This is a genomic window from Corynebacterium sp. TUM25020, assembly GCF_056388495.1.
On record NZ_JBWJFG010000001.1, the window covers coordinates 339,009 to 357,506 of the forward strand.

The 18,498-nt window shown below is 60.4% G+C and carries 18 protein-coding genes; 10 read left to right on the forward strand and 8 right to left on the reverse strand.

What is annotated here, in order from left to right:
- Positions 1–44 precede the first annotated feature (44 nt).
- Positions 45–1,205: a flavodoxin-dependent (E)-4-hydroxy-3-methylbut-2-enyl-diphosphate synthase gene (gene ispG / locus AC05K6_RS01485; RefSeq protein ID WP_473963184.1), complete on the forward strand. Its 1,161-nt coding sequence runs from the start codon at positions 45–47 to the stop codon at positions 1,203–1,205.
- Here the strand turns inward: ispG and AC05K6_RS01490 are convergent.
- Positions 1,198–1,920 (reverse strand): ABC transporter ATP-binding protein, encoded by a 723-nt coding sequence (locus tag AC05K6_RS01490; RefSeq protein ID WP_473963185.1) that lies wholly within the window; start codon positions 1,918–1,920, stop codon positions 1,198–1,200. The two genes, ispG and AC05K6_RS01490, sit on opposite strands and share 8 nt — an antisense overlap.
- On the reverse strand, positions 1,917–2,798 hold the full coding sequence (locus AC05K6_RS01495) for an FtsX-like permease family protein (RefSeq protein WP_476727566.1): 882 nt from the start codon (positions 2,796–2,798) through the stop codon (positions 1,917–1,919). The genes AC05K6_RS01490 and AC05K6_RS01495 overlap by 4 nt, the downstream gene beginning before the upstream one ends.
- 154 nt (positions 2,799–2,952) lie before the next feature.
- On the opposite strand from AC05K6_RS01495, the gene AC05K6_RS01500 reads away from it, so the two are divergent.
- Genes AC05K6_RS01500 through AC05K6_RS01520 form a run of 5 tightly spaced genes read left to right on the forward strand, consistent with a single transcriptional unit; the run spans position 2,953 to position 8,045 of the window.
- A complete protein-coding gene (locus AC05K6_RS01500; RefSeq protein ID WP_476727567.1) occupies positions 2,953–4,035 on the forward strand; it encodes a sensor histidine kinase in 1,083 nt (360 codons plus the stop codon).
- Between the two features lie 9 nt (positions 4,036–4,044).
- Positions 4,045–4,695: a response regulator gene (locus AC05K6_RS01505; RefSeq protein WP_448308221.1), complete on the forward strand. Its 651-nt coding sequence runs from the start codon at positions 4,045–4,047 to the stop codon at positions 4,693–4,695.
- Between the two features lie 20 nt (positions 4,696–4,715).
- On the forward strand, positions 4,716–6,587 hold the full coding sequence (locus AC05K6_RS01510) for a penicillin-binding transpeptidase domain-containing protein (protein ID WP_476727568.1): 1,872 nt from the start codon (positions 4,716–4,718) through the stop codon (positions 6,585–6,587).
- An 11-nt stretch (positions 6,588–6,598) separates the two neighbouring features.
- Positions 6,599–7,468, forward strand: a complete 870-nt coding sequence (map, locus tag AC05K6_RS01515) for a type I methionyl aminopeptidase (protein ID WP_448308223.1) — start codon at positions 6,599–6,601, stop codon at positions 7,466–7,468.
- Between the two features lie 25 nt (positions 7,469–7,493).
- Entirely contained in the window at positions 7,494–8,045 is a 552-nt protein-coding gene (locus AC05K6_RS01520; protein WP_476727569.1) for a carboxymuconolactone decarboxylase family protein, read from the forward strand.
- Here the strand turns inward: AC05K6_RS01520 and AC05K6_RS01525 are convergent.
- On the reverse strand, positions 8,042–9,193 hold the full coding sequence (locus tag AC05K6_RS01525; RefSeq protein WP_476727570.1) for an HNH endonuclease signature motif containing protein: 1,152 nt from the start codon (positions 9,191–9,193) through the stop codon (positions 8,042–8,044). The two genes, AC05K6_RS01520 and AC05K6_RS01525, sit on opposite strands and share 4 nt — an antisense overlap.
- Positions 9,194–9,409: 216 nt before the next feature.
- Here AC05K6_RS01525 and AC05K6_RS01530 point away from each other — a divergent pair, with 216 nt between their 5' ends.
- Together AC05K6_RS01530 and AC05K6_RS01535 are read left to right on the forward strand one after the other, a co-directional pair.
- Positions 9,410–9,781 carry a GntR family transcriptional regulator gene (locus AC05K6_RS01530; RefSeq protein ID WP_293790095.1) on the forward strand — a complete coding sequence of 124 codons (372 nt, stop codon included), beginning with the start codon at positions 9,410–9,412 and terminating at the stop codon, positions 9,779–9,781.
- 10 nt (positions 9,782–9,791) lie between these two features.
- Positions 9,792–10,871 (forward strand): DUF5808 domain-containing protein, encoded by a 1,080-nt coding sequence (locus AC05K6_RS01535; protein ID WP_476727571.1) that lies wholly within the window; start codon positions 9,792–9,794, stop codon positions 10,869–10,871.
- On the opposite strand, the gene AC05K6_RS01540 is transcribed toward AC05K6_RS01535, so the two are convergent.
- From AC05K6_RS01540 to AC05K6_RS01550, 3 genes are read right to left on the reverse strand one after another with little or no spacing between them, the layout of a single operon-like run.
- Positions 10,863–11,684 carry an SDR family oxidoreductase gene (locus AC05K6_RS01540; protein WP_476727572.1) on the reverse strand — a complete coding sequence of 274 codons (822 nt, stop codon included), beginning with the start codon at positions 11,682–11,684 and terminating at the stop codon, positions 10,863–10,865. The genes AC05K6_RS01535 and AC05K6_RS01540 overlap by 9 nt on opposite strands.
- A 16-nt stretch (positions 11,685–11,700) precedes the next feature.
- A complete protein-coding gene (mtr, locus tag AC05K6_RS01545; protein ID WP_476727573.1) occupies positions 11,701–13,071 on the reverse strand; it encodes a mycothione reductase in 1,371 nt (456 codons plus the stop codon).
- Positions 13,064–14,107, reverse strand: a complete 1,044-nt coding sequence (locus tag AC05K6_RS01550) for an alpha/beta hydrolase (RefSeq protein WP_476727574.1) — start codon at positions 14,105–14,107, stop codon at positions 13,064–13,066. The genes mtr and AC05K6_RS01550 overlap by 8 nt, the downstream gene beginning before the upstream one ends.
- Before the next feature lie 117 nt (positions 14,108–14,224).
- On the opposite strand from AC05K6_RS01550, the gene mqo reads away from it, so the two are divergent.
- Positions 14,225–15,697, forward strand: a complete 1,473-nt coding sequence (mqo, locus tag AC05K6_RS01555) for a malate dehydrogenase (quinone) (protein ID WP_293790108.1) — start codon at positions 14,225–14,227, stop codon at positions 15,695–15,697.
- Here the strand turns inward: mqo and AC05K6_RS01560 are convergent.
- Positions 15,694–17,061 (reverse strand): protein adenylyltransferase SelO family protein, encoded by a 1,368-nt coding sequence (locus tag AC05K6_RS01560; protein WP_476727575.1) that lies wholly within the window; start codon positions 17,059–17,061, stop codon positions 15,694–15,696. The genes mqo and AC05K6_RS01560 overlap by 4 nt on opposite strands.
- Here AC05K6_RS01560 and cobA point away from each other — a divergent pair.
- Complete coding sequence (gene cobA / locus AC05K6_RS01565; protein ID WP_448308230.1) at positions 17,045–17,776, forward strand: uroporphyrinogen-III C-methyltransferase; 732 nt, start codon at positions 17,045–17,047, stop codon at positions 17,774–17,776. The genes AC05K6_RS01560 and cobA overlap by 17 nt on opposite strands.
- Here cobA and yaaA read toward each other — a convergent pair.
- Positions 17,773–18,498, reverse strand: coding sequence for a peroxide stress protein YaaA (yaaA, locus tag AC05K6_RS01570; protein WP_476727576.1), 726 nt, complete (start codon positions 18,496–18,498; stop codon positions 17,773–17,775). The two genes, cobA and yaaA, sit on opposite strands and share 4 nt — an antisense overlap.

Sequence of the window (18,498 nt, forward strand, 5' to 3'; positions counted from 1 at the left end):
AAGGCAGTTTAACGGCATTCACGACTGAAAGGTTGTCTTCGTTCATGTCTGGTATTTCCCTGGGTATCCCCGACGGTCCGCCTCCGGTTTTGGCGCCGCGCCGCAAGACGCGCCAACTGATGGTCGGCGGGGTAGGGGTCGGCAGCGATCACCCTATCTCGGTGCAGTCGATGACCACGACGAAGACGCACGACGTCAACGCAACACTGCAGCAGATCGCTCAGCTGACCGCTTCCGGTTGCGATATTGTTCGCGTGGCGTGCCCGAAGACCGTCGACGCTGAGGCTCTGCCCGCTATTGCTAAGAAGTCCCCGATCCCGGTGATTGCGGATATTCACTTCCAGCCGAAGTACATCTTCAGCGCTATCGACGCTGGTTGTGCTGCGGTGCGCGTGAACCCGGGCAATATCAAGGAATTTGACGGTCGAGTTAAGGAAGTTGCCAAGGCTGCTGGGGACGCTGGCATTCCGATTCGCATTGGCGTTAACGCCGGCTCGCTGGACAAGCGCATCATGGAAAAGTACGGAAAGGCCACGCCCGAGGCTCTTGTGGAGTCTGCACTGTGGGAGGCCAGCCTGTTTGAGGAGCACGGTTTCGGCGATATCGCGATTTCCGTCAAGCACAACGACCCGGTCGTGATGGTGGAGGCCTACCGCCAGCTTGCCGCTAAGTCGGATTACCCGCTGCACTTGGGAGTCACGGAAGCAGGCCCGGCTTTCCAAGGAACTATCAAGTCCTCCGTGGCTTTCGGTGCGCTGCTGGCCGAGGGTATCGGCGATACGATCCGCGTGTCTCTCTCCGCCGACCCTGTGGAGGAGATCAAGGTGGGCGACCAGATCCTGCAGTCGCTCAACCTGCGCCCCCGCAAACTGGAGATCGTGTCCTGCCCGTCCTGTGGCCGCGCCCAGGTGGATGTGTACAAGTTGGCCGACGAGGTCACTGCGGGCCTCGAGGGCATGGAGTTCCCGCTGCGTGTGGCCGTTATGGGCTGCGTCGTGAATGGCCCGGGCGAGGCCCGTGACGCCGACCTGGGCGTGGCCTCCGGCAACGGTAAGGGACAAATTTTCGTCAAGGGCGAGGTCATTAAGACCGTGCCCGAGGATCAGATTGTGGAAACCCTCATCGAGGAAGCTATGCGCATCGCCGATGAGGAGGGCCTTGAGGCTGTCGAAGGCCAGAAGGCCGATGTACGAGTGACTAAATAGTCGCTATTTCTACCTCGCGGACCTTGCCGTCGACTAGCTCGATGCGGCGGTTCAGCGTGGCCAGCTGCTCCCGATCGTGGGAGACATAGAGCACAGGCGTGTTTCGCTCGCGCGCCAGATCCACGATCAATTCGGTGACTCGCTGTGCATTGGTGGTATCCAGGGCCGCGGTCGGCTCATCAACCAGCAGCAGGGAGGGGTCATTCATTAGCGCGCGAGCCAGGTTTACACGAGCTTGCTGGCCGCCGGAAAGCTCGGAGACTTTCGCATCCTCGCGCCCTTCCAGGCCCACTTCCTTCAGCAAACGCTCGGCCTTTTCTTCCTGTTGACGCCACCTTTTCCCGCTGATACCGAATGGCTTATCCAGACGGTTCATCACCATGAGCTGTTCCTTAGCCGTCAGCGACGGCAGCAGGTTTGGCTGCTGGAACACGATGCCGAGGTGGCGACGACGGATTTCCGCAGCCTGGCGCCCCGCGACGGTGCCAAGTTCCAAAGTGGTTTCACCATGCAGAACGGCGGAGCCGGAGGTAGCGGTTTCCAGGCAGCCGATAATGGACAGCAGGGTAGATTTACCGGAGCCGGAGGGACCGGTGATGCCTACGACCTCACCGGGGTCAACGTTGAAAGAAACGTCCGTGAGTAGGTTGCGCTTTGTGGTGCCGTCGGTGATCTCGAGGGAGATGTTCTTTACTTCAAGTGCTGGGAAGATCATGAGTTCATTGCCTTTCGCGGATCGACCTTCATTACGGGGATGATCGATAGGCCGGCACCGAGCAGACCCGCAAGCAGCAGGATGGCGGCCGGAATAAGAGTGGTGTTAACGGAGACATCCATGGGGATTCCCTCCAAGAACCCACCGACACCGACGGTGAGCAGGGTGCCCGCGGAAATGCCGACGATAAGGACGACCAATGCTTGGCCGACGGCGTCGGTCAGGATGCTGGAGCGGGTACCACCAAGGGCGACGGTGATCGCTACGCCGCGTAGGCGCTGCATTGTCCACACCGTGAAGAATGCGCCGAGCACCAGTGCGGAGATGACGTAGAGCAGTACGATCATCAGATTTAGGGAGGACTGCTCGCCCTTGTAGGATGCGCTGGCGTTCAGCGCCTCCTTGCCCTTCAACATGACCGTGCCGGTGATTGGCTCCGCGTCGCTGGAGACCACGCCAAAGGTGGAGCTGCCGGGCAGTTTTTCTACCTCTTCGGTGCTCATCCAGTGGATGGGCTGGTGCTCTAGGTAAAGCTCTTCGCTGGGCTTGTTGCCGTTATCGGACATGGCGATGAATGACTGACCATCTGAATCTTTCGAGCGGGCCATAGTGACGACCTCGCCGTCGTGGCTTTCAACCTCGCGGGCTTGGGCGTCACTAAGTGAACCAGTGCTGAGGGAAACAGTGCCGCCAGCATCGTTGAGCACGAGCTGTTGGTTGCTACCGACCTTGTACTCCAGTGCAGAGGCGGATTGGAAGCTCAGACCTGCGGACAGGGAGCTCAGCAGAGTGACCATAGCGGTGATCAGCAAAACGGTGGTGATGATGAGCGCCGTCTTGCCGCGGGAACCGCGCAGTTCGCGTATCCCTTGGAACATGAATCCCCGGGTTGGGGTTAACGACTTATTGCTTAACATGCTTCTAATTCTGCGCGGGCAATAAGAAAAGCACATCGGGCAAAGTAGTAGTCCTCGACTCATACTTTAGGTGGAGGCGGGCTACACCCTGCGCTCGCTAAACTTAGAAGCGATTATGATTCACCAAGCTAAATCGAACAAGGTCGTAGCGCTGAATCGTGCGTGGTCCTACCTGGGGGTGGGCATACACCTGCTGATGGCGCTGCTGATGACCGTGACCGTCATTAGGGACGGCTGGTCGTGGAATGCCGCTGCCCTGTGCTTCATCTATGTGATGGGTCTGTGGCTGCGCCCCACTTGGCTGTGGCTGACTTTGGTTATCGCCACTTGGGCGTGCCTACTACTAGTTGCTCCGAGCGCGGCATTTATGGCGTTTGCGCTGTTCTTCCTATGCGTTGGTGTGCTACCAATGTGGCCAGCAATCGTCTGCAATGTAGTGGTGACGTTCCTGTCTATCTACCAGAGTGGCGAGGCCCTGGGGCCTATCGTTGCCTCAGTGGTGGCCACTGTCGTTGGCCTGGGCTTTAAGGAATTGCGCGACGAGGCCAGTGCCCGGGAGGCTGCGAGCCGACATGCCGGGGAGATGGGTGAGCGCACGCGCCTGGCAGGGGAGATCCACGATACGGTCGCACAAGGCCTAAGCTCCATTCACATGATTCTGCAGGCCGTAGAAAAGCGGGTGGAAGATCCGGAGATCCTGGAAGATCTTCGCCTCGCCCGCACAACTGCCGAGGACAACCTGGCGGAAACTCGGCGCATTATCGCAGCCCTGCAGCCCGGCCCGCTGGTCGGCGGTGACCTGCCTATCGCATTGGCTCGAGTGTGCTCCGGTACGCCGATGGGGGAATCCCTAAGCTTTGAGGTCGAGGGGGCGCCCTACGATCTGGATGAAAAGGCTGAACAGGAGCTGACGCGTATTACGCAATCGCTGGTTTCCAATGTGGTGAAGCACTCCGAGGCCACGCAGGCGCGAGTGACCTTGACCTACCAGGAGGATCTGCTGAGCCTGGATGTTGTCGACAATGGTCGTGGCATGGATGAGGAGCAGGTTCGCAAGATCGCCGCTGAAAAGCTGAGCCTCTCGCCGGTAGGTCTAGCTGGTGTACGCCGCCGCGCTAACCTCATCGGTGCGACCATGCATGTAGAAAGCGCGCCCGACGCCGGCTGCGGCGTGTCTATCCAAATGCCGATCCGTTAGGAGTAGAGGATGCCAGGAAATCTTCGCGTTCTGATCTGCGATGATCACCCGGTTGTTCGCGCTGGGATCGAGGCTATGCTGCGGGGAGCGAGCGATGTGGAGATCATCGGCTCTGTCGGTGAACCCGAGCAAGCCGTCGCAATTGCTGCCGCAGAGCAGCCCGATGTTGTGCTGATGGATCTGCGTTTTGGCGAAGGCCCCGGCAGTGAGGGCGCCGAGTCCGGGGGAGTGTGGGCAACCCGTGCAATCCGCAAGAATAGACCTGCCCCGCAGGTGTTGATTCTGACCAACTACTCCACGGACAGTGACGTGCTCGGCGCTATTTCCGCTGGCGCAGTTGGTTACCTCCTTAAGGACTGTGCCCCAGAAGAACTGGCCGAGGGCATCCGCCAGGCCGCTGGCGGACAAACAGTGATGAACAATAACATCATCGGCAAGCTTCGGGGTCGCCTGGCCAATCCCTTTGAGTCCCTGACGAACCGCGAGCAGGAGGTCCTTACGCTTGCTAGCCAAGGCCTGTCCAACCGCGCAATTGCGAAGAGCTTGATCCTCACCGAGGCAACGGTGAAGTCCCACATGGCGCATGTTTTCTCCAAACTCAACGTAAAAAATAGGACAGCTGCGGTTGCTGTGGCGAGGGAGCGCGGAATTATCGATTAGCCCTGTTAATCTCTGGGGCTATGCGCACCACCTCTTGGACTCCTCGCCGCGCCATCACCGCCGCCGTCACGACGGCTGGGCTCGCTCTGGGCGTTGCTGCCTGCACCCCGAAACCCGATGTTGCTGATGACGCCGCACAGGCCTTCCTAGCGGCTCTTTCCAATCCCGGCGAGGCCTCCACCGCGGGAGGGGAAACCGATAACCCCGACAAGGCCACGCAAGCTATCTCACAGGCGTGGTCGTCTCTGCAGGCCGAAGGCCTGCAGACCGAACTGAAGGGCGTCAACACCCAGGACAATCAGGCAACCGCACAGTACGAACTGCGCTGGGACCTGCCCGGCGGACGTAAGTTCGCCTATGAGTCCTCCATGACTCTTACTCGCACGGGGAACGATTGGTTCGTACGCTGGCAGCCGGCGGTTCTCCACCCGGAGCTGGGTGCGAACCAACACCTGGAGCTGCGTAGCGTGCCGGCGAAAGTGGCAAATGTCGTAGGGTCCGATGGTGCGGTGCTGTTGGAACCTGGTACGCAGTACCGCATTCTTGTCGACAAGGACAAGGTAGCCGATGTTCTCGGAACTATGCGGCGCATTGCCGGCGAGCTCGACGCTTTGCGTGGTGCCGATAAGTCGGTTCCGAGTATCGACCCAGTGAAGAAGGCCGACGAGGCCGAAGACGTAGATGGTGAGTACTCGGTACTGACGGTCAATCAGGCCCAAGGTAAGCGTTTGGAAGGTGCCCTTGGTGGCGTTGAGGGCGTGCGGATGAACGAAGAGCCTTCCCTGGTGCGCCCGGATCCGTCCTTTGCGCCGGACATCATGGCCCGCGTGCGCAGCGTTGTTGAAGAAGACCTGCAGGGAGAAAATGGCTGGAAGGTAGTTGCTGCTACCAGCGAGGGGAATGAAGTTGCGAAGGTCGGGGGAGAGGACCCGAAGGCTTCTCCAAGCGTGCACGTCTCTCTGTCGCGCAAGGTGCAGGAGGCAGCGCAGAAGGCAGTGGATACTCGCGCCGATTCGAAGACGATGATGGTTGTCATGCGTCCTTCCACTGGCGAGGTGTTGGCCGTCGCGCAGTCGGAGAAGGCCGACGAAGATGGAAACGTCGCCCTCATGGGACAGTATCCTCCGGGTTCGACGTTCAAGATGCTCACGGCCTATGCGGGTCTGCAGAAGCAGGGCCTGACCCCGGATTCCATTGTCGGCTGCCCCGGCACTCAGGATATTGGCGGGCGTATCGTGACGAACTACAACAGTTTCTCTCTGGGAAGCACGCCACTGGAAAATGCTTTCGCTAAATCGTGCAACACTACCTTCGCGGATATCTCTACCAAGCTGAAGCCTGGCGAACTGAAGGACGTTGCCTCGCAGTTTGGCCTGGGAGCCGATTACGACATTGAGGGGCTAGATACCATCACCGGTTCCGTGCCCGAGGGCGAAAAGATGCTCGACCGTACTGAGGCGGGGTATGGCCAGGGTCTCGACCTGGCCAGCCCGTTTGGTATGGCCATGGTGGCCTCCAGCGTGTCTGCGGGGCGGGCTCCGACCCCTTATCTGATCAGTGGCGAGAACCATCACACGAAGGCTCAGAACGAAGAAGCCAAGAAGGATGCTACAAAGAAGCTGGATCCCAAGGTCATTGAACAGCTGCGGCGGATGATGCGCGCCGTGGTCACGAACGGCTCTGGATCTGGCGTAGCCGATGCCGGCGAGGTGTACGCCAAGACCGGTGAGGCGGAAATCAACGGGGGTTCGCACAGTTGGCTTGCCGGTTATCGCGGTGACCTGGCTTTCGCCACTCTGGTTGTGCTGGGCGGCGGGTCCGAACATGCCACGGCGGTAACGTCCAACTTCTTCAAGAACCTCGACGGGTCAGGAGCCAAGCGCCCGGAGTAGAATGGTGCGACATGACTCGAGCACCATTGACCCCTGGAAAGCCCACCCCCATCCGCACCGTGCCGGCCAATATTGAGCGCCCGGAGTACGCATGGAAGGACAGCGTTCAAGAAAACATTGGTGAGCCGTGGGTGCAGACGCCCGAGACGATCGAAAAGATGCGTGAAGCTAGCCGCATCGCCGCCGACGCACTGCACGCCGCCGGGGCTGCCGTCGCCCCCGGTGTGACCACCGACGAGATCGATCGCGTGGCGCACGAATACATGTGCGACCACGGCGCGTACCCCTCCACCCTCGGCTACCGGCACTTCCCGAAGTCCTGCTGCGTGAGCCTCAACGAGATTATCTGCCACGGCATTCCCGACAGCACCGTCATCCAGGACGGCGATATCGTCAACATCGACGTCACCGCCTACAAGAACGGCGTGCACGGCGATACCAACGCGACCTTCCTAGCCGGTGACGTCTCCGAAGAGCACCGCCTGCTGGTCGAACGCACCGAAAAGGCCATGTGGCGCGGCATTAAGGCCGTCAAGCCGGGCCGCCAGATCAACATCATCGGCCGCGTGATCGAGAGCTACGCCAAGCGCTTCGGCTACAACGTCGTGGAGGACTTCACCGGCCACGGCGTTGGTCCGACCTTCCACAACGGCCTTGTTGTGCTGCACTACGACCGCCCAACCATGTACACCGACCTGCTGGAACCGGGCATGACCCTGACAATCGAGCCGATGATCAACCTCGGCGGCCTTGACTACGAAGTCTGGGACGACGACTGGACCGTCCAGACCAAGGACCGCCAGTGGACCGCGCAGTTCGAGCACACGCTGCTGGTCACCGAAGATGGCTACGAAGTTCTCACGATCCCCAGCGAGTCCTAAGTCGACCGACTAACCTCCCAGAAGTATGGGAGACAAAACTATACCGCTGGGGCCCGGCCCTGTACCGCGTAGGCAGCACCTGCGCCGCCTCGGCCCGTTCGGTGCCTTCGCCACGCGCATCGGGGCCCGCGTAACCAAGAAGAAGAACCTCGGAGTGTTCGCCACCATCGGCCGCGCCCCGCGGTTGTTCTTTTTCTGGCTGCTCTACGGCGGCTCGATGATGCCCTTCGGTTACCTCTCGCGCGTCGAAACCGAAATGATCATCCTCCGCGTCGCCTACCTGCGCGGCAGCGCCTACGAAGCCGACCAGCACCGTGCCCTCGCGGCGAGGGTTGGGGTTAAGGATATTGACGCCCTATTCCAACCCGACCACGGCTTCACCGGCCGTCACGGCACCTTGCTGGACGCCGCTGAGCAGCTAGTCCGCGACCGTGGACTGACCGCCGACATGGCCCGGCGCGTGCGGGATCTGCTGAGCGAGCGGGAGCAGGTTGCGTTCGTCATGCTAGTCACCAACTACGACGGTCTGGCTACGGCGCTGGACGTCATGGGAGTCCCAGTCGACGAGCCGCGCTAGGCTGCCCGTCGACGATTCTCCGCTCGCTGGGCGAAGGTTTCCCGGCCCAGTGGCCCGTTGGGAGCCGTCATCACCGTGTGCCCGTCGCCGTGGCTCGTCCAGGTCTCGTTGCCGTCGGGATGGATGGTGACGTCCCAGGAGCCAGTCGTCTTCGCGTTGTGGTGCTTGGCGCACAGGCAATGCAGGTTTGACGTCGCCGTTGGCCCTCCTGCCTGCGGGTTTTCGTGGTCGTAGCGCTGCACGTGGTCCAGCTGGCACTTGTGTGCGGGCACCGAACATCCCGGGAAGCGGCAGGTTCCGTCGCGGCCCTCCACGCTGGCCCGCACCAGAGGTGTGGGGGAGTAGCCCTCGTTGCTCGCCGTACCGGGGAACTGGACGTGCGTAACGCGGTCCTTCCATCTCTGCGTGGCCTTTGAGCTGACCCAGCCACCCGCGGCCCAGATCTGGGCATCCGGCTGATCCGTACTTTGATACAGGTTTAGCGTGATGTCTGCCGTGGTCTGCCTGCGCACCAGGCGCATCAGGGCTTCGGCGCGGGAACAGGAGTTGTTCTTCACCACGTTGTTGAGTGTCCGTTGAAGCTCTAGCCCTTCGAGCTTGGGTAGCGTCAAGAAGAAAACAGTGGTGGTATCCGGGCGATCGTCGATTTCTAGGCGCTTGTTGGAGCCGTCTTCGGTGTCGGCCGAGTCTTCCGGGAGTGCAAGGGGGTCGTACTTGCGAATGATTCTTTCTAGCCGGCTGCGGATCGTGGCCCTGGCTAGCATTGCCTGGTTGGGCACGGTGGGGGAGATCGCTTGAAAAATTTTTTCCTCGAAGATTTCAGGGATGTTCTGGCTGACCGGGCTGAGGCATTCGGCCATGCATCGAAGCAGGTCAAGAGAGTAAGCGCCCGTATTTGCTGCCTCACGGATAGTGGGGAATCGGCGGAACATGTGGCCGATCTCAACCAGAGTGAGTGCCCTGTATTCCGTTAAACCCAAGCGCACTGCGAGGCGTGTGGAAACGTCGATAACACACTCGTCTATCTCGGGAGTGCAGGCCACGGCGAGTTTGACGTGGCCGCGGTTGATTTCGCATGTTGCGGCACTCAATGGATCGCACGGATCGGTGACGCGCCAGCAGGGTGTGGTGGTGGAATGCTCGAACACGGTATTGCCCCTTTTTGCCTGTTCGCAGGTGGTGTGGTGGTGTTGCCAAAAAATTTTTCTTGGCTTGTGTGGGCAGTATATAAACCGCTCCGGACAACCCCTTTGCGTAGAGGAGTAATTAATCGAACAGCGAACTAGAAATTTTTTTGTATTACCCGTAGTAACACAGTGTGTGTTAGTATATGTAATACAGATTCTGAAGGAGGTTTTCGTCCCATGTATCTCATCGTGGAGCCCGACTCGCCTGTGCCGATCGCTCAACAGATCCACGACGGAATCGTGGCGGGGATTATCTCCGGCGAACTGCAAGACGGACAATCCTTGCCTTCAGTGAGGCGGTTGGCGGTGGAATATGGCGTCAATCCCGCAACAGTGAAGAAGGCATACGACCAGCTACAAGAAGACGGGCTAGTGCTCACGGCGGCGCGATCGGGCACCGTGATTACGCGGCCTAAGCGGCCTAGCGCACAGCAGCGCGAACAGCTGCGCGAGGATCTGCGGGCCACGGTGTGGCGGGCGCTCGCGCAAGGCTTCAAGACAGATGACATTTGCGCGACGGCTGACGACCTCGCGGTGAAGTGGGAATAGGAGAACCATCATGATTGCATTCGATCCATTCCTGGCAGGAGTGTTTTGCGTAACAGCGCTGCTTGTGGGGCTGATCCTGGTGTACACGCCAAAGCTGTCGTCGCCGGGCGTACGGTTGGGCGTGCGCGTTCCGGAGACACATTGGGGCGACGATGTTGTGCGGCGACAAGAGGGTACGTTCCTTAAACGGCAGGTTGCAGCGGCTGTGGTTTCTGCGCTGCTGGCGATACCTGCCGCTGTGGTGCCAGTGGTTGGCGCAGTGCTGACCCTCGTGCCGGTGGGTTTCTTTATGTGGAACCTCAACCAGGCTGGGCAGCCAATACGCGAGGCTAAGCAGCGGGAAGGCTGGTTTGACGGCGTGCGCACGGTCGTGGCCGGGGAGATCACGCCGGTAGAGGACACATCTCCGCAGCGTGCATGGGCCTTCACCTGGGCAGCACTGGCTGTGCTTGCTGTCGCGGCCGGGTACGTGGCCGCGCGGTGGGGTGATATTCCGGAGCGCTTCGCCACTCATTTCGGCAGTGGCTTCGAACCAGATAGTTGGGATAACAAGTCTGTGGGTTCGGTGTTCTTCCCGACGTTCTTTGGTGTGGGAATGGTGCTGCTTTTTGCGCTGATTACGGTCGTATTGTTGCGCGTTAGCGTGCCGGCCCGAGCTGATACGTCGCTGCGGGGGAAGGTCTCGCAGAAGATCATTTGGCGTCATACGGCGATGTGGCTGGCGGTGATGAACGTTGCGGGGGCCATCATGCTCGCTAGCCTGCAGGTTGTGACCGTGCTGCACACGGACTGGGTGGCTCCGGCCATAATCGGTTCGCTCGTGCTCGTGTTTGCGGTTTGTCTGGCCATGGTCGTGGCTCTGGCGAGGAAGCAGTCCGCGCTAGCGAACACGAGTGGCGAGGGGCGGGACAACGACGAGCACTACAGGTGGGGCATGTTTTACCACAACCCGGAGGATCCGGCCGTGATGGTCGACAAGCGCTTCGGGGTCGGCATGGACTTCAACTACGCCCACTGGCAGGGCAAGGCGTTCCTCGCTTTTATTGCGCTCGTGTTGCTCGCCTCGATCTCGTTGCCGTTCTTACTTTGACGCCCATCGGAACCCAGCGTTAAGCGCCTTCATCGCGCCTTTGTAAGCCCAGGGGGCGTTGACCTGCGCCCAGCGGGCAATAGGGATGTCGGGGCTGGTGTTGATGAGGTACTTGCCCTTATCTACGCCCTTCAAAATATTTTGTGCAGCCTTGGCTGGGGTGACGGCGTGGCCTTGGAACAATGCCGTCGCTTTCTGGATGCGCTTTTTCGAGCGATCTACGCCGTGGATGTCGATGGTGCGCACCAGGGGAGTGTCCACCGCGCCTGGGGCAACGGCATGCACGTCCACGCCGAACGGAGCCATGTCGAAGCGCAGCACCTCGCACATGCCGAGCACGCCACCCTTAGAAGCAGAATAGGCCGCGTGCCACGGCAGCCCGATGATGCCGGCGGCGGAGGAGACGAACACGAACTTCCGGCGCCCCTCGCCGCGTTCCATGAGCTTCGGCGCGAAGGCTTCCACCATGTGCACAGACCCCATGAGGTTCACGTCGATCACCCGCTGCCACTTCTCGTGTGGCATTTCCCGCACATCACCCCAGATGGCGATGCCCGCCACGTGATGCACCTGGTCAGGCGTTCCGTGGGCGGCAATGATGTCCTCCGCCCAGGCCTTTACAGCATCCACGTCAGTGACGTCGACAGTGCGCTGATCGGCGACGGTGCCGCCACGAGTGGAGATGTCACTGGCGGTGGAGGCGAGTCCTTTCTCGTCGCGGTCGCTGATGGCGACTGCATAGCCCCGTTCTGCCAGTTGCAGTGCTACCTCCCGACCGATTCCCGAGGCGGCTCCAGTGACGACTGCGAACATGGCGAAGGCTCCTTCATTAGTTTTCGAGATCTAACCCCAGCAGGGCGTTCTCGACCAATTCTGTCAGAGCAGGGTGGGGCCAATACTGCTTTTCGGCGAAATCGCGTGCAGTGATGCCAAAGGTCATGGCGGTGACAAAGCTTTGGATCAACGAGCTGGCCTCTGGCCCCATTATGTGTGCGCCGAGGATCTCGCCGGTGGTGCGGTCGGCAATGACCTTGCAGAAACCAGTGGTGTCTTCCATTGCCCAGCCGTAGGCCACGTCGCCGTACTTTTGGATCTTGACGCTAATAGGGCGACCAGTTTCACGCGCTTCGGCCTCGGTCATGCCCACCACGCCGATCTGCGGATGTGTGAACACACCGCTCGGAACCACCTCGTGATTGAACTTCCGCAGGTCGTCGGGGTGTGCGAGATTGTGCGCCACCACGCGAGCCTCGGCGTTGGCCACATGCTTGAGCTCGAAATCATTGCAGGCATCGCCCAGCGCCCACACACCCTCGGCGCTGGTTCGCCCGTTTTCGTCGACCATGATGCGGCCGTTCTCGGTGGTATTGACGCCACCCTTTTCACAATCCAACGTGTCCGAATTATTGACCCGACCCATCGCTACAAGAACCTCCTCGCCAGTGACGATGGTTCCATCGTCCAGGGTGAGAGAGACCTGCCCGTCGGCGGTTTCCTCGGCAGCGGTAATGGTGCGCCCCAGGTGGTTAGTCCACTGGGAGCGTGCCTGAGTTGTAAAGGCCTCGGAGATGTCGGCGTCCAACTTCCGCAACAGCTTGTCCGAGCGATTGATAAGCGTGACTTGGGTGCCGAGGCCAGAAAACATCGCTGCGAACTCGACGGCGACGATGCCACCGCCGACGATGATGAGGGACTTAGGCAGTTCGGCGAGACGCATGATGTCCTCGTTCGTGCGGTAACGCACATTGGCTAGCGCGGGGTGGGGGCGTGGGCGACCACCGGTGGCGAGAACGATATTGGTGCCCGTGATGGTGGGGCCATCGTCGATCTGCAGAGTGCGTGGGCCGACGAAACGGGCAGTGCCTTCGAAGAGGGTAATATTTGGGGTTTCGTTCCCTGCGCGGTACTCCGCACCGGCATGGCTAATGGGATCAATGCGGTCGCCGAAGACGCGCTGCTGGATACCCTTCCAATCGACGTGCTCGAGCGAGCCGGTGAGGCTTAGGCGGGATGCCTCGGAGAAACCGCGGGCGACGTCGGCGGTGTGGACGAACATCTTGGTAGGGATGCAACCGACGTTGATGCAAGTGCCGCCGAAAGTGCCCTTTTCAACGATGGCGATTCTTTGGTGCTCGTTGGCTGGGCTGGGCAAAGAGTTACCAGAGCCCGTGCCAACGATGATGAGGTCAAAATTATCCATGATGGATCTTCCTTTCGTTGAAGACATCCGTGAGCCACTCGTCGGCGGCGGCGAAGGCTCGCGCGCGAACCGGGGGCCGGGAGAGGAAAACATCGTGCAGGGCACCCTCGATGACAATGGTGGTGGAAAGGGATGCGGCATTGGAAGCCTGCTGCCACATCTGGCTGGGCATAAGGATGAGGTCTGCGTTATAGGACTGCCGGGAGAGCTTCTTGGAAAAGTGGTGAGTGTGGCTAGTGAGGATCAGCGTAGGAACGCCGGTGTCACCCTTGCCAGAGTGCAGGCGGCGGATTTCTCGGGCGACGCCGAGTAGCCATTGGATGTACTTGGGGCGGGGTTCTAGAGGCTTGAGACGCAGGTTGTAGTTCCACTCACCGGCCTCGGTGACGTGCAGAGATTTGCCGTAGACCGGGTTGATGCCACCGGGAAGCAGGAGGTTGGGCCTTAGCTTGTTGATGACAGGCAGCACGCGGTTAATGGCGAAGCGGACCACCGGATTGAACTGAAGACCAAACCACGGCGAGTTCAAGACGACGGCGGCGATGGAGTTGTGGAGAGGGGATTTGGCGTCATAAAGGCGATGAGCCCACATCGTCACATCCAACCCGCCGGTCGAGTGCCCGACAGGAACCACCGTGCCGTGGGCGGCGGCCAAGAGCGCAGCAGCGGTAGAGAGATCCTCGTCGTAGAGCGACTGATCGCTGACATGGTGCCATGTCTGGCCTTCGCGCCAGGAGCGGCCGCACTTCCGGAGGTCGATACCGTAGACGGCGAAGCCACGTTCATGGAAATGACGGGCGACGTGATCTTGAAAGAAATAATCCGTCATTCCATGGACAAAAAGCATGGCGGGGCGAGCGAAAAAGGAATCGTCGGCGGCGCCCGGGCAGTAACGCACCAGGGTGCAGCGAATGGGGGATTCGCCATCCGGGTCTGCGCCTAGTTCAAGGAAGCATTGTCCAAAGCCTTCGCCCAGTTCATCGGGCAAAAATGTGAGATCTGCAGCGGATGGTGGAATCGCGGGACTAGTAACCATGCCCTCATGCTAGCGCCACAGGTAGGCGGATATCGTTGAAACCTCGGCCTATAGGCGTAGAGTAAATATGACGCAATAACAGTCTAACTTTGACGCCTCCGAAGGAATGAATACATAGTGGCAAATAAAGATTCTGTGGATGTAGCACTAATTGGTGCAGGTGTTATCTCCACCACGCTGTCCGTCATGCTGAAGCAGCTGCAGCCGGACTGGAGCCAGGTGATCATCGAACGGCTGGACACCCCGGGCGCGGAATCCTCCGACCCGTGGAACAACGCAGGCACCGGGCACTCTGCACTGTGCGAGCTGAACTACACCCCAGAGGTTAATGGGAAGATCGACATTTCCAAGGCCGTTGGTGTGAACGAGAAGTTCCAGGTTTCTCGCCAGTTCTGGAGCTACCTGGTGGAGCAGAATGTGCTGGGCGACCCGTCTGAGTTCATCAACAAGGTGCCGCACGTCTCCTTCGCTCAGGGTATGGATCAGGTCGACTACCTGAAGGCTCGCTACGAGGCGCTGAAGGATCACCCGCTGTTCCCGAACATGCAGTTCAGCGATTCCGATGAAAAGTTTGCCGAGTTCCTGCCGCTGATGGCTAAGGGCCGCGACTTCAACAACCCAGTCGCCATCTCCTGGTTCGATGAGGGTACCGACATTAACTACGGTGCGCTGACTCGCCAGTACCTGGATGCTGTCACCGCCCAGGGCGTGGAGGTGCGCTACGGCAACGAGGTCAAGAACATCTCTCGCGACGGCGAGAAGTGGAAGATCACTTCCAAGAACCTGCACACCGGCGACACGTCTGTGATCACCGCGAACTTCGTCTTCGTCGGCGCGGGCGGCATGGCCCTGCCGCTGCTGCAGAAGGCCGGTATCCCGGAGATCAAGGGTTACGGTGGCTTCCCGGTATCCGGCCAGTGGCTGCGCTGCACCAACCCCGAGCTTGTGGAACAGCACCAGGCGAAGGTCTACGGCAAGGCTTCCGTGGGCGCCCCGCCGATGTCAGTCCCGCACCTGGATACCCGCGTGATCGACGGTAAGAAGGGACTGCTGTTCGGCCCCTACGCAGGGTGGACTCCGAAGTTCCTGAAGAAGGGCAGCTACCTGGATCTGTTCAAGTCCCTGCGTGTGGGCAACATCCCGTCCTACCTGGGTGTGGGCGTGCAGGAGATGGGCCTGACGAAGTACCTCATCGAAGAGGTTCTGAAGGATCAGGCGGCTCGCGTGGAATCCCTGCGCGAGTACATGCCGCAGGCTCGTGCGGAGGATTGGGAGCTGGTTACCGCTGGCCAGCGTGTGCAGGTGATTAAGCCGATCGGTGCGCCGAAGTTCGGCTCCCTGGAGTTCGGTACTGCACTGATTAACTCCAACGACGGCACCATCGCCGGCCTGATGGGCGCATCCCCGGGTGCTTCCATTGCGCCGTCCGCGATGCTGGAGGTTCTGGAGCGCTGCTTCGGCAACCGCATCGCCGACTGGGCACCGAAGTTGAAGGAGATGATTCCTTCCTACGGCACCCGCCTGGCCAAGGACTCCAACCTGTTCAACGAGCAGTGGGATCGTTCCCAGAAGGCTCTGAAGCTGGTCTAAGTACCGCAGTAGGTCGTGAACTCGGCTTCCTCGCGCGGCACTGCCGCATGGAGGCCGAGTTTTTCGTATTTATCGTCCCATTCAAAGGGATTTTGCAGCGCCTCCAGCGCCAGTAGATAGCGGGTCATGTCACCCTTTTCGGCCTGTTCGAGCGCTGCCTGCATGCCGTGATTGCGTGGGAGGTAGATCGGGTTACGAGGATGCGGATCGTACTCCGACCAGCGTTCCGTCCACTCAACGGCGCCGGGAGTGGACTCCAGACCCTGAGGAATAACACCGGGGGTCAACTTCGCCAGCATTGCGTTGTAATCGGGCGCGGCGACCTGCAACAGGTCCAGCAATTGCTCTGCACAATCCGGCGCTCCTAGTGCAGCTGCCATCTGCGCGTCCCACGCCTCGGCATATTGCGGCTGGAAGCGGTAAAGGCGCTCTGTAAAGTTTTTGACGCCCTCATCCACCAGTGGCACCAGCGCCTCAGCTAGGCGTGCGAGGTTCCACATCATGACAGCGGGCTGCTGGCCGTATGCGTAGCGGCGACGGGTATCGATCGAGCTATATACCGTGTCGGTGGCGAAGTAGTCCATGAAAGCGCAGGGACCGAAGTCTATCGTTTCGCCGGAAATCGCGACGTTGTCGGTATTCATCACACCGTGGATAAAGCCGAAGCGCATCCACTGGGCGACGAGTTCGGCTTGGCGGGTGACGGTGGCGTCAAAAAGGTCGAGGGGAGAAGTACCATCCGGAAAGTGGCGGGCAAGTGTGTAGTCGACGAGGCGCTCGGTGACTGTCGGCCCCATCAGGGCGGCGTATTGGAAGGTACCGATACGGATATGGGAGCTGGCGACGCGCACGCCAATGGCACCGGGGTGAAGGCCATTGCGCATGATGGTGCCGCCAGTGGTGAGGACTGCCAGCGAGCGGGCGGTAGGCACACCGAGAGCGTGGAGGGACTCGGCGAAGGCATACTCCTTCAGCGCCGCATCGAGGGGATAATGGCCGTCACCGCCGCGTGAGAAGGGGGTGCGACCAGTTCCTTTGGCATGGATATCCCGGCCGTCTTCGCGCAAGAGAAGTGCACGACCATCTCCCATACGGGGATTGAATTGACCAAATTGATGGCCTGCATAGCCGAGTGCAAAGCACTTCCCCTGGCCAGTAAGGAAATCGATGCCCGCGGGGCTGCGGAGCCACTCTGGATCTAAGCCGAGGTCCTTAGCCAACGGTTCGTTAAGCACCAGTACCTGCGGATCGGGGAAGGACTCACCGACGCAGGGCAGTGCGAGTTCCGGGAATTCTTCAGCGAAGGTATTCATGGTGCTGACCATTGTAGGGGTAGGCTGAGAACTCATGAGTGAGACAGGCAAAGTGGTGCTAATTGGCGGCGGACCAGGGGCGTGGGACCTTATTACGGTGCGCGGCATGCACGCGCTGCAACAAGCCGACGTGATCTTGACCGACCACCTGGGGCCAACCAACGAGCTCGACAAACTCTGCGACGTGGAGGCTAAGGAGGTCATCGACGTCGCCAAGCTGCCCTATGCCAAGCAAGTGAGCCAGGAGAAAACCAACGAACTGCTGGTGGAACATGCGCGGGCAGGTAAGAACGTTGTTCGCCTCAAGGGCGGAGATCCGTTTGTGTTCGGGCGGGGGTTCGAGGAGGTTCAGGCATGCGCGGCCGCGGGGATCGCGTGCGAGGTGATCCCCGGCGTGACCAGTGCAGTGAGCGTTCCCGCTGCTATCGGCGTGCCGGTTACACAGCGCGGAGTGGTCCATGCGTTTACCGTGGTCTCCGGCCATGTGGCGCCGGATAGCCCTCGTAGCCTAGTGGACTGGCGAGCGCTCGCGGCCTCTAAAGCCACACTGTGCGTAATCATGGGCGTGCGCAATGTCGCAGCCATTGCTGCAGAACTCCATGCCGGGGGCTTAAGCGCAGACACCCCGGCAGCTGTGATTCAGGAGGGCACCACGGAACAGCAACGCGGGTTCCGCTGCACACTCGGCACTCTGGCGGAAACCTTCGAGGTTAACCATGTGACCTCCCCGGTGGTGTATGTGATCGGCGAGGTGGCAGGGCTCTAGACCACCAGGGTGAGTTCCGTGGACGTTTCCTCGACGTTAAACCCGGCGGTACGGGCTATGTCGGCGACTTCACTAGGCGAGGAAGCTACGGGGTTCTGAACCAGGGCGCGAGCCAGCAGCCCCTTGTAATGCTTGTTGAAGTGGCTGACGACCTTGCGGCTGCCGTCCGGACGCACAGACTCGACGCGCACAGTGACAGCCGACTTTAGCTTCCCCAGTTGCTGGTACGCCCCGGAGCGCAAATCGACCACCAGGCCGTGTTCCTCCTCCGCGCGTTCGAGCGCCTCGGTAATGGCGGAACCCCAGCGCTTCTTCAACGTGGTTCCCGGCGGCAGCTTGGTGCCTCCGGAGAGTCGGTAGTGGGGGATCGGATCCTCAGCCATCACTAGGCCAAACAGTGCGGAGCCGATAGCTAAATGAGGTGTGGTGGCGTCGCTTAGAGAAGGCGCATCGAGTGCATCGTAGAGCACACCCGTGTACCGGTGTACCGCGGGCATCGTCGGGGCGGTGCGGAGAATCTGATTGGCATCGACTTCACCGCGCAGCTTTTCGGACAGCCCGAGAACCTGCAGGGCAACGTCCGGTTCAGCGGTGCACAGGTCTACCAGATCCTCGGTTAGCTCTTCGCGGATCGGGTTGAGCTCCGGGAAGTGCAGCGGTGCGCCGGCGGGCAGAGTACCACCAGGAGCCTTGGTTTCGGATGGGGGAAGCACAACCAGCAT

Bases quoted from the DNA above. Each gene is read 5' to 3' on its own strand.
- ispG (WP_473963184.1), top strand. From the start codon at position 45: ATGTCTGGTATTTCCCTGGGTATCCCCGACGGTCCGCCTCCGGTTTTG.
- AC05K6_RS01490 (WP_473963185.1), bottom strand. From the start codon at position 1,920: ATGATCTTCCCAGCACTTGAAGTAAAGAACATCTCCCTCGAGATCACC.
- AC05K6_RS01495 (WP_476727566.1), bottom strand. From the start codon at position 2,798: ATGTTCCAAGGGATACGCGAACTGCGCGGTTCCCGCGGCAAGACGGCG.
- AC05K6_RS01500 (WP_476727567.1), top strand. From the start codon at position 2,953: ATGATTCACCAAGCTAAATCGAACAAGGTCGTAGCGCTGAATCGTGCG.
- AC05K6_RS01505 (WP_448308221.1), top strand. From the start codon at position 4,045: ATGCCAGGAAATCTTCGCGTTCTGATCTGCGATGATCACCCGGTTGTT.
- AC05K6_RS01510 (WP_476727568.1), top strand. From the start codon at position 4,716: ATGCGCACCACCTCTTGGACTCCTCGCCGCGCCATCACCGCCGCCGTC.
- map (WP_448308223.1), top strand. From the start codon at position 6,599: ATGACTCGAGCACCATTGACCCCTGGAAAGCCCACCCCCATCCGCACC.
- AC05K6_RS01520 (WP_476727569.1), top strand. From the start codon at position 7,494: ATGGGAGACAAAACTATACCGCTGGGGCCCGGCCCTGTACCGCGTAGG.
- AC05K6_RS01530 (WP_293790095.1), top strand. From the start codon at position 9,410: ATGTATCTCATCGTGGAGCCCGACTCGCCTGTGCCGATCGCTCAACAG.
- AC05K6_RS01535 (WP_476727571.1), top strand. From the start codon at position 9,792: ATGATTGCATTCGATCCATTCCTGGCAGGAGTGTTTTGCGTAACAGCG.
- AC05K6_RS01540 (WP_476727572.1), bottom strand. From the start codon at position 11,684: ATGTTCGCAGTCGTCACTGGAGCCGCCTCGGGAATCGGTCGGGAGGTA.
- mtr (WP_476727573.1), bottom strand. From the start codon at position 13,071: ATGGATAATTTTGACCTCATCATCGTTGGCACGGGCTCTGGTAACTCT.
- AC05K6_RS01550 (WP_476727574.1), bottom strand. From the start codon at position 14,107: ATGGTTACTAGTCCCGCGATTCCACCATCCGCTGCAGATCTCACATTT.
- cobA (WP_448308230.1), top strand. From the start codon at position 17,045: ATGAGTGAGACAGGCAAAGTGGTGCTAATTGGCGGCGGACCAGGGGCG.
- yaaA (WP_476727576.1), bottom strand. From the start codon at position 18,498: ATGCTGGTTGTGCTTCCCCCATCCGAAACCAAGGCTCCTGGTGGTACT.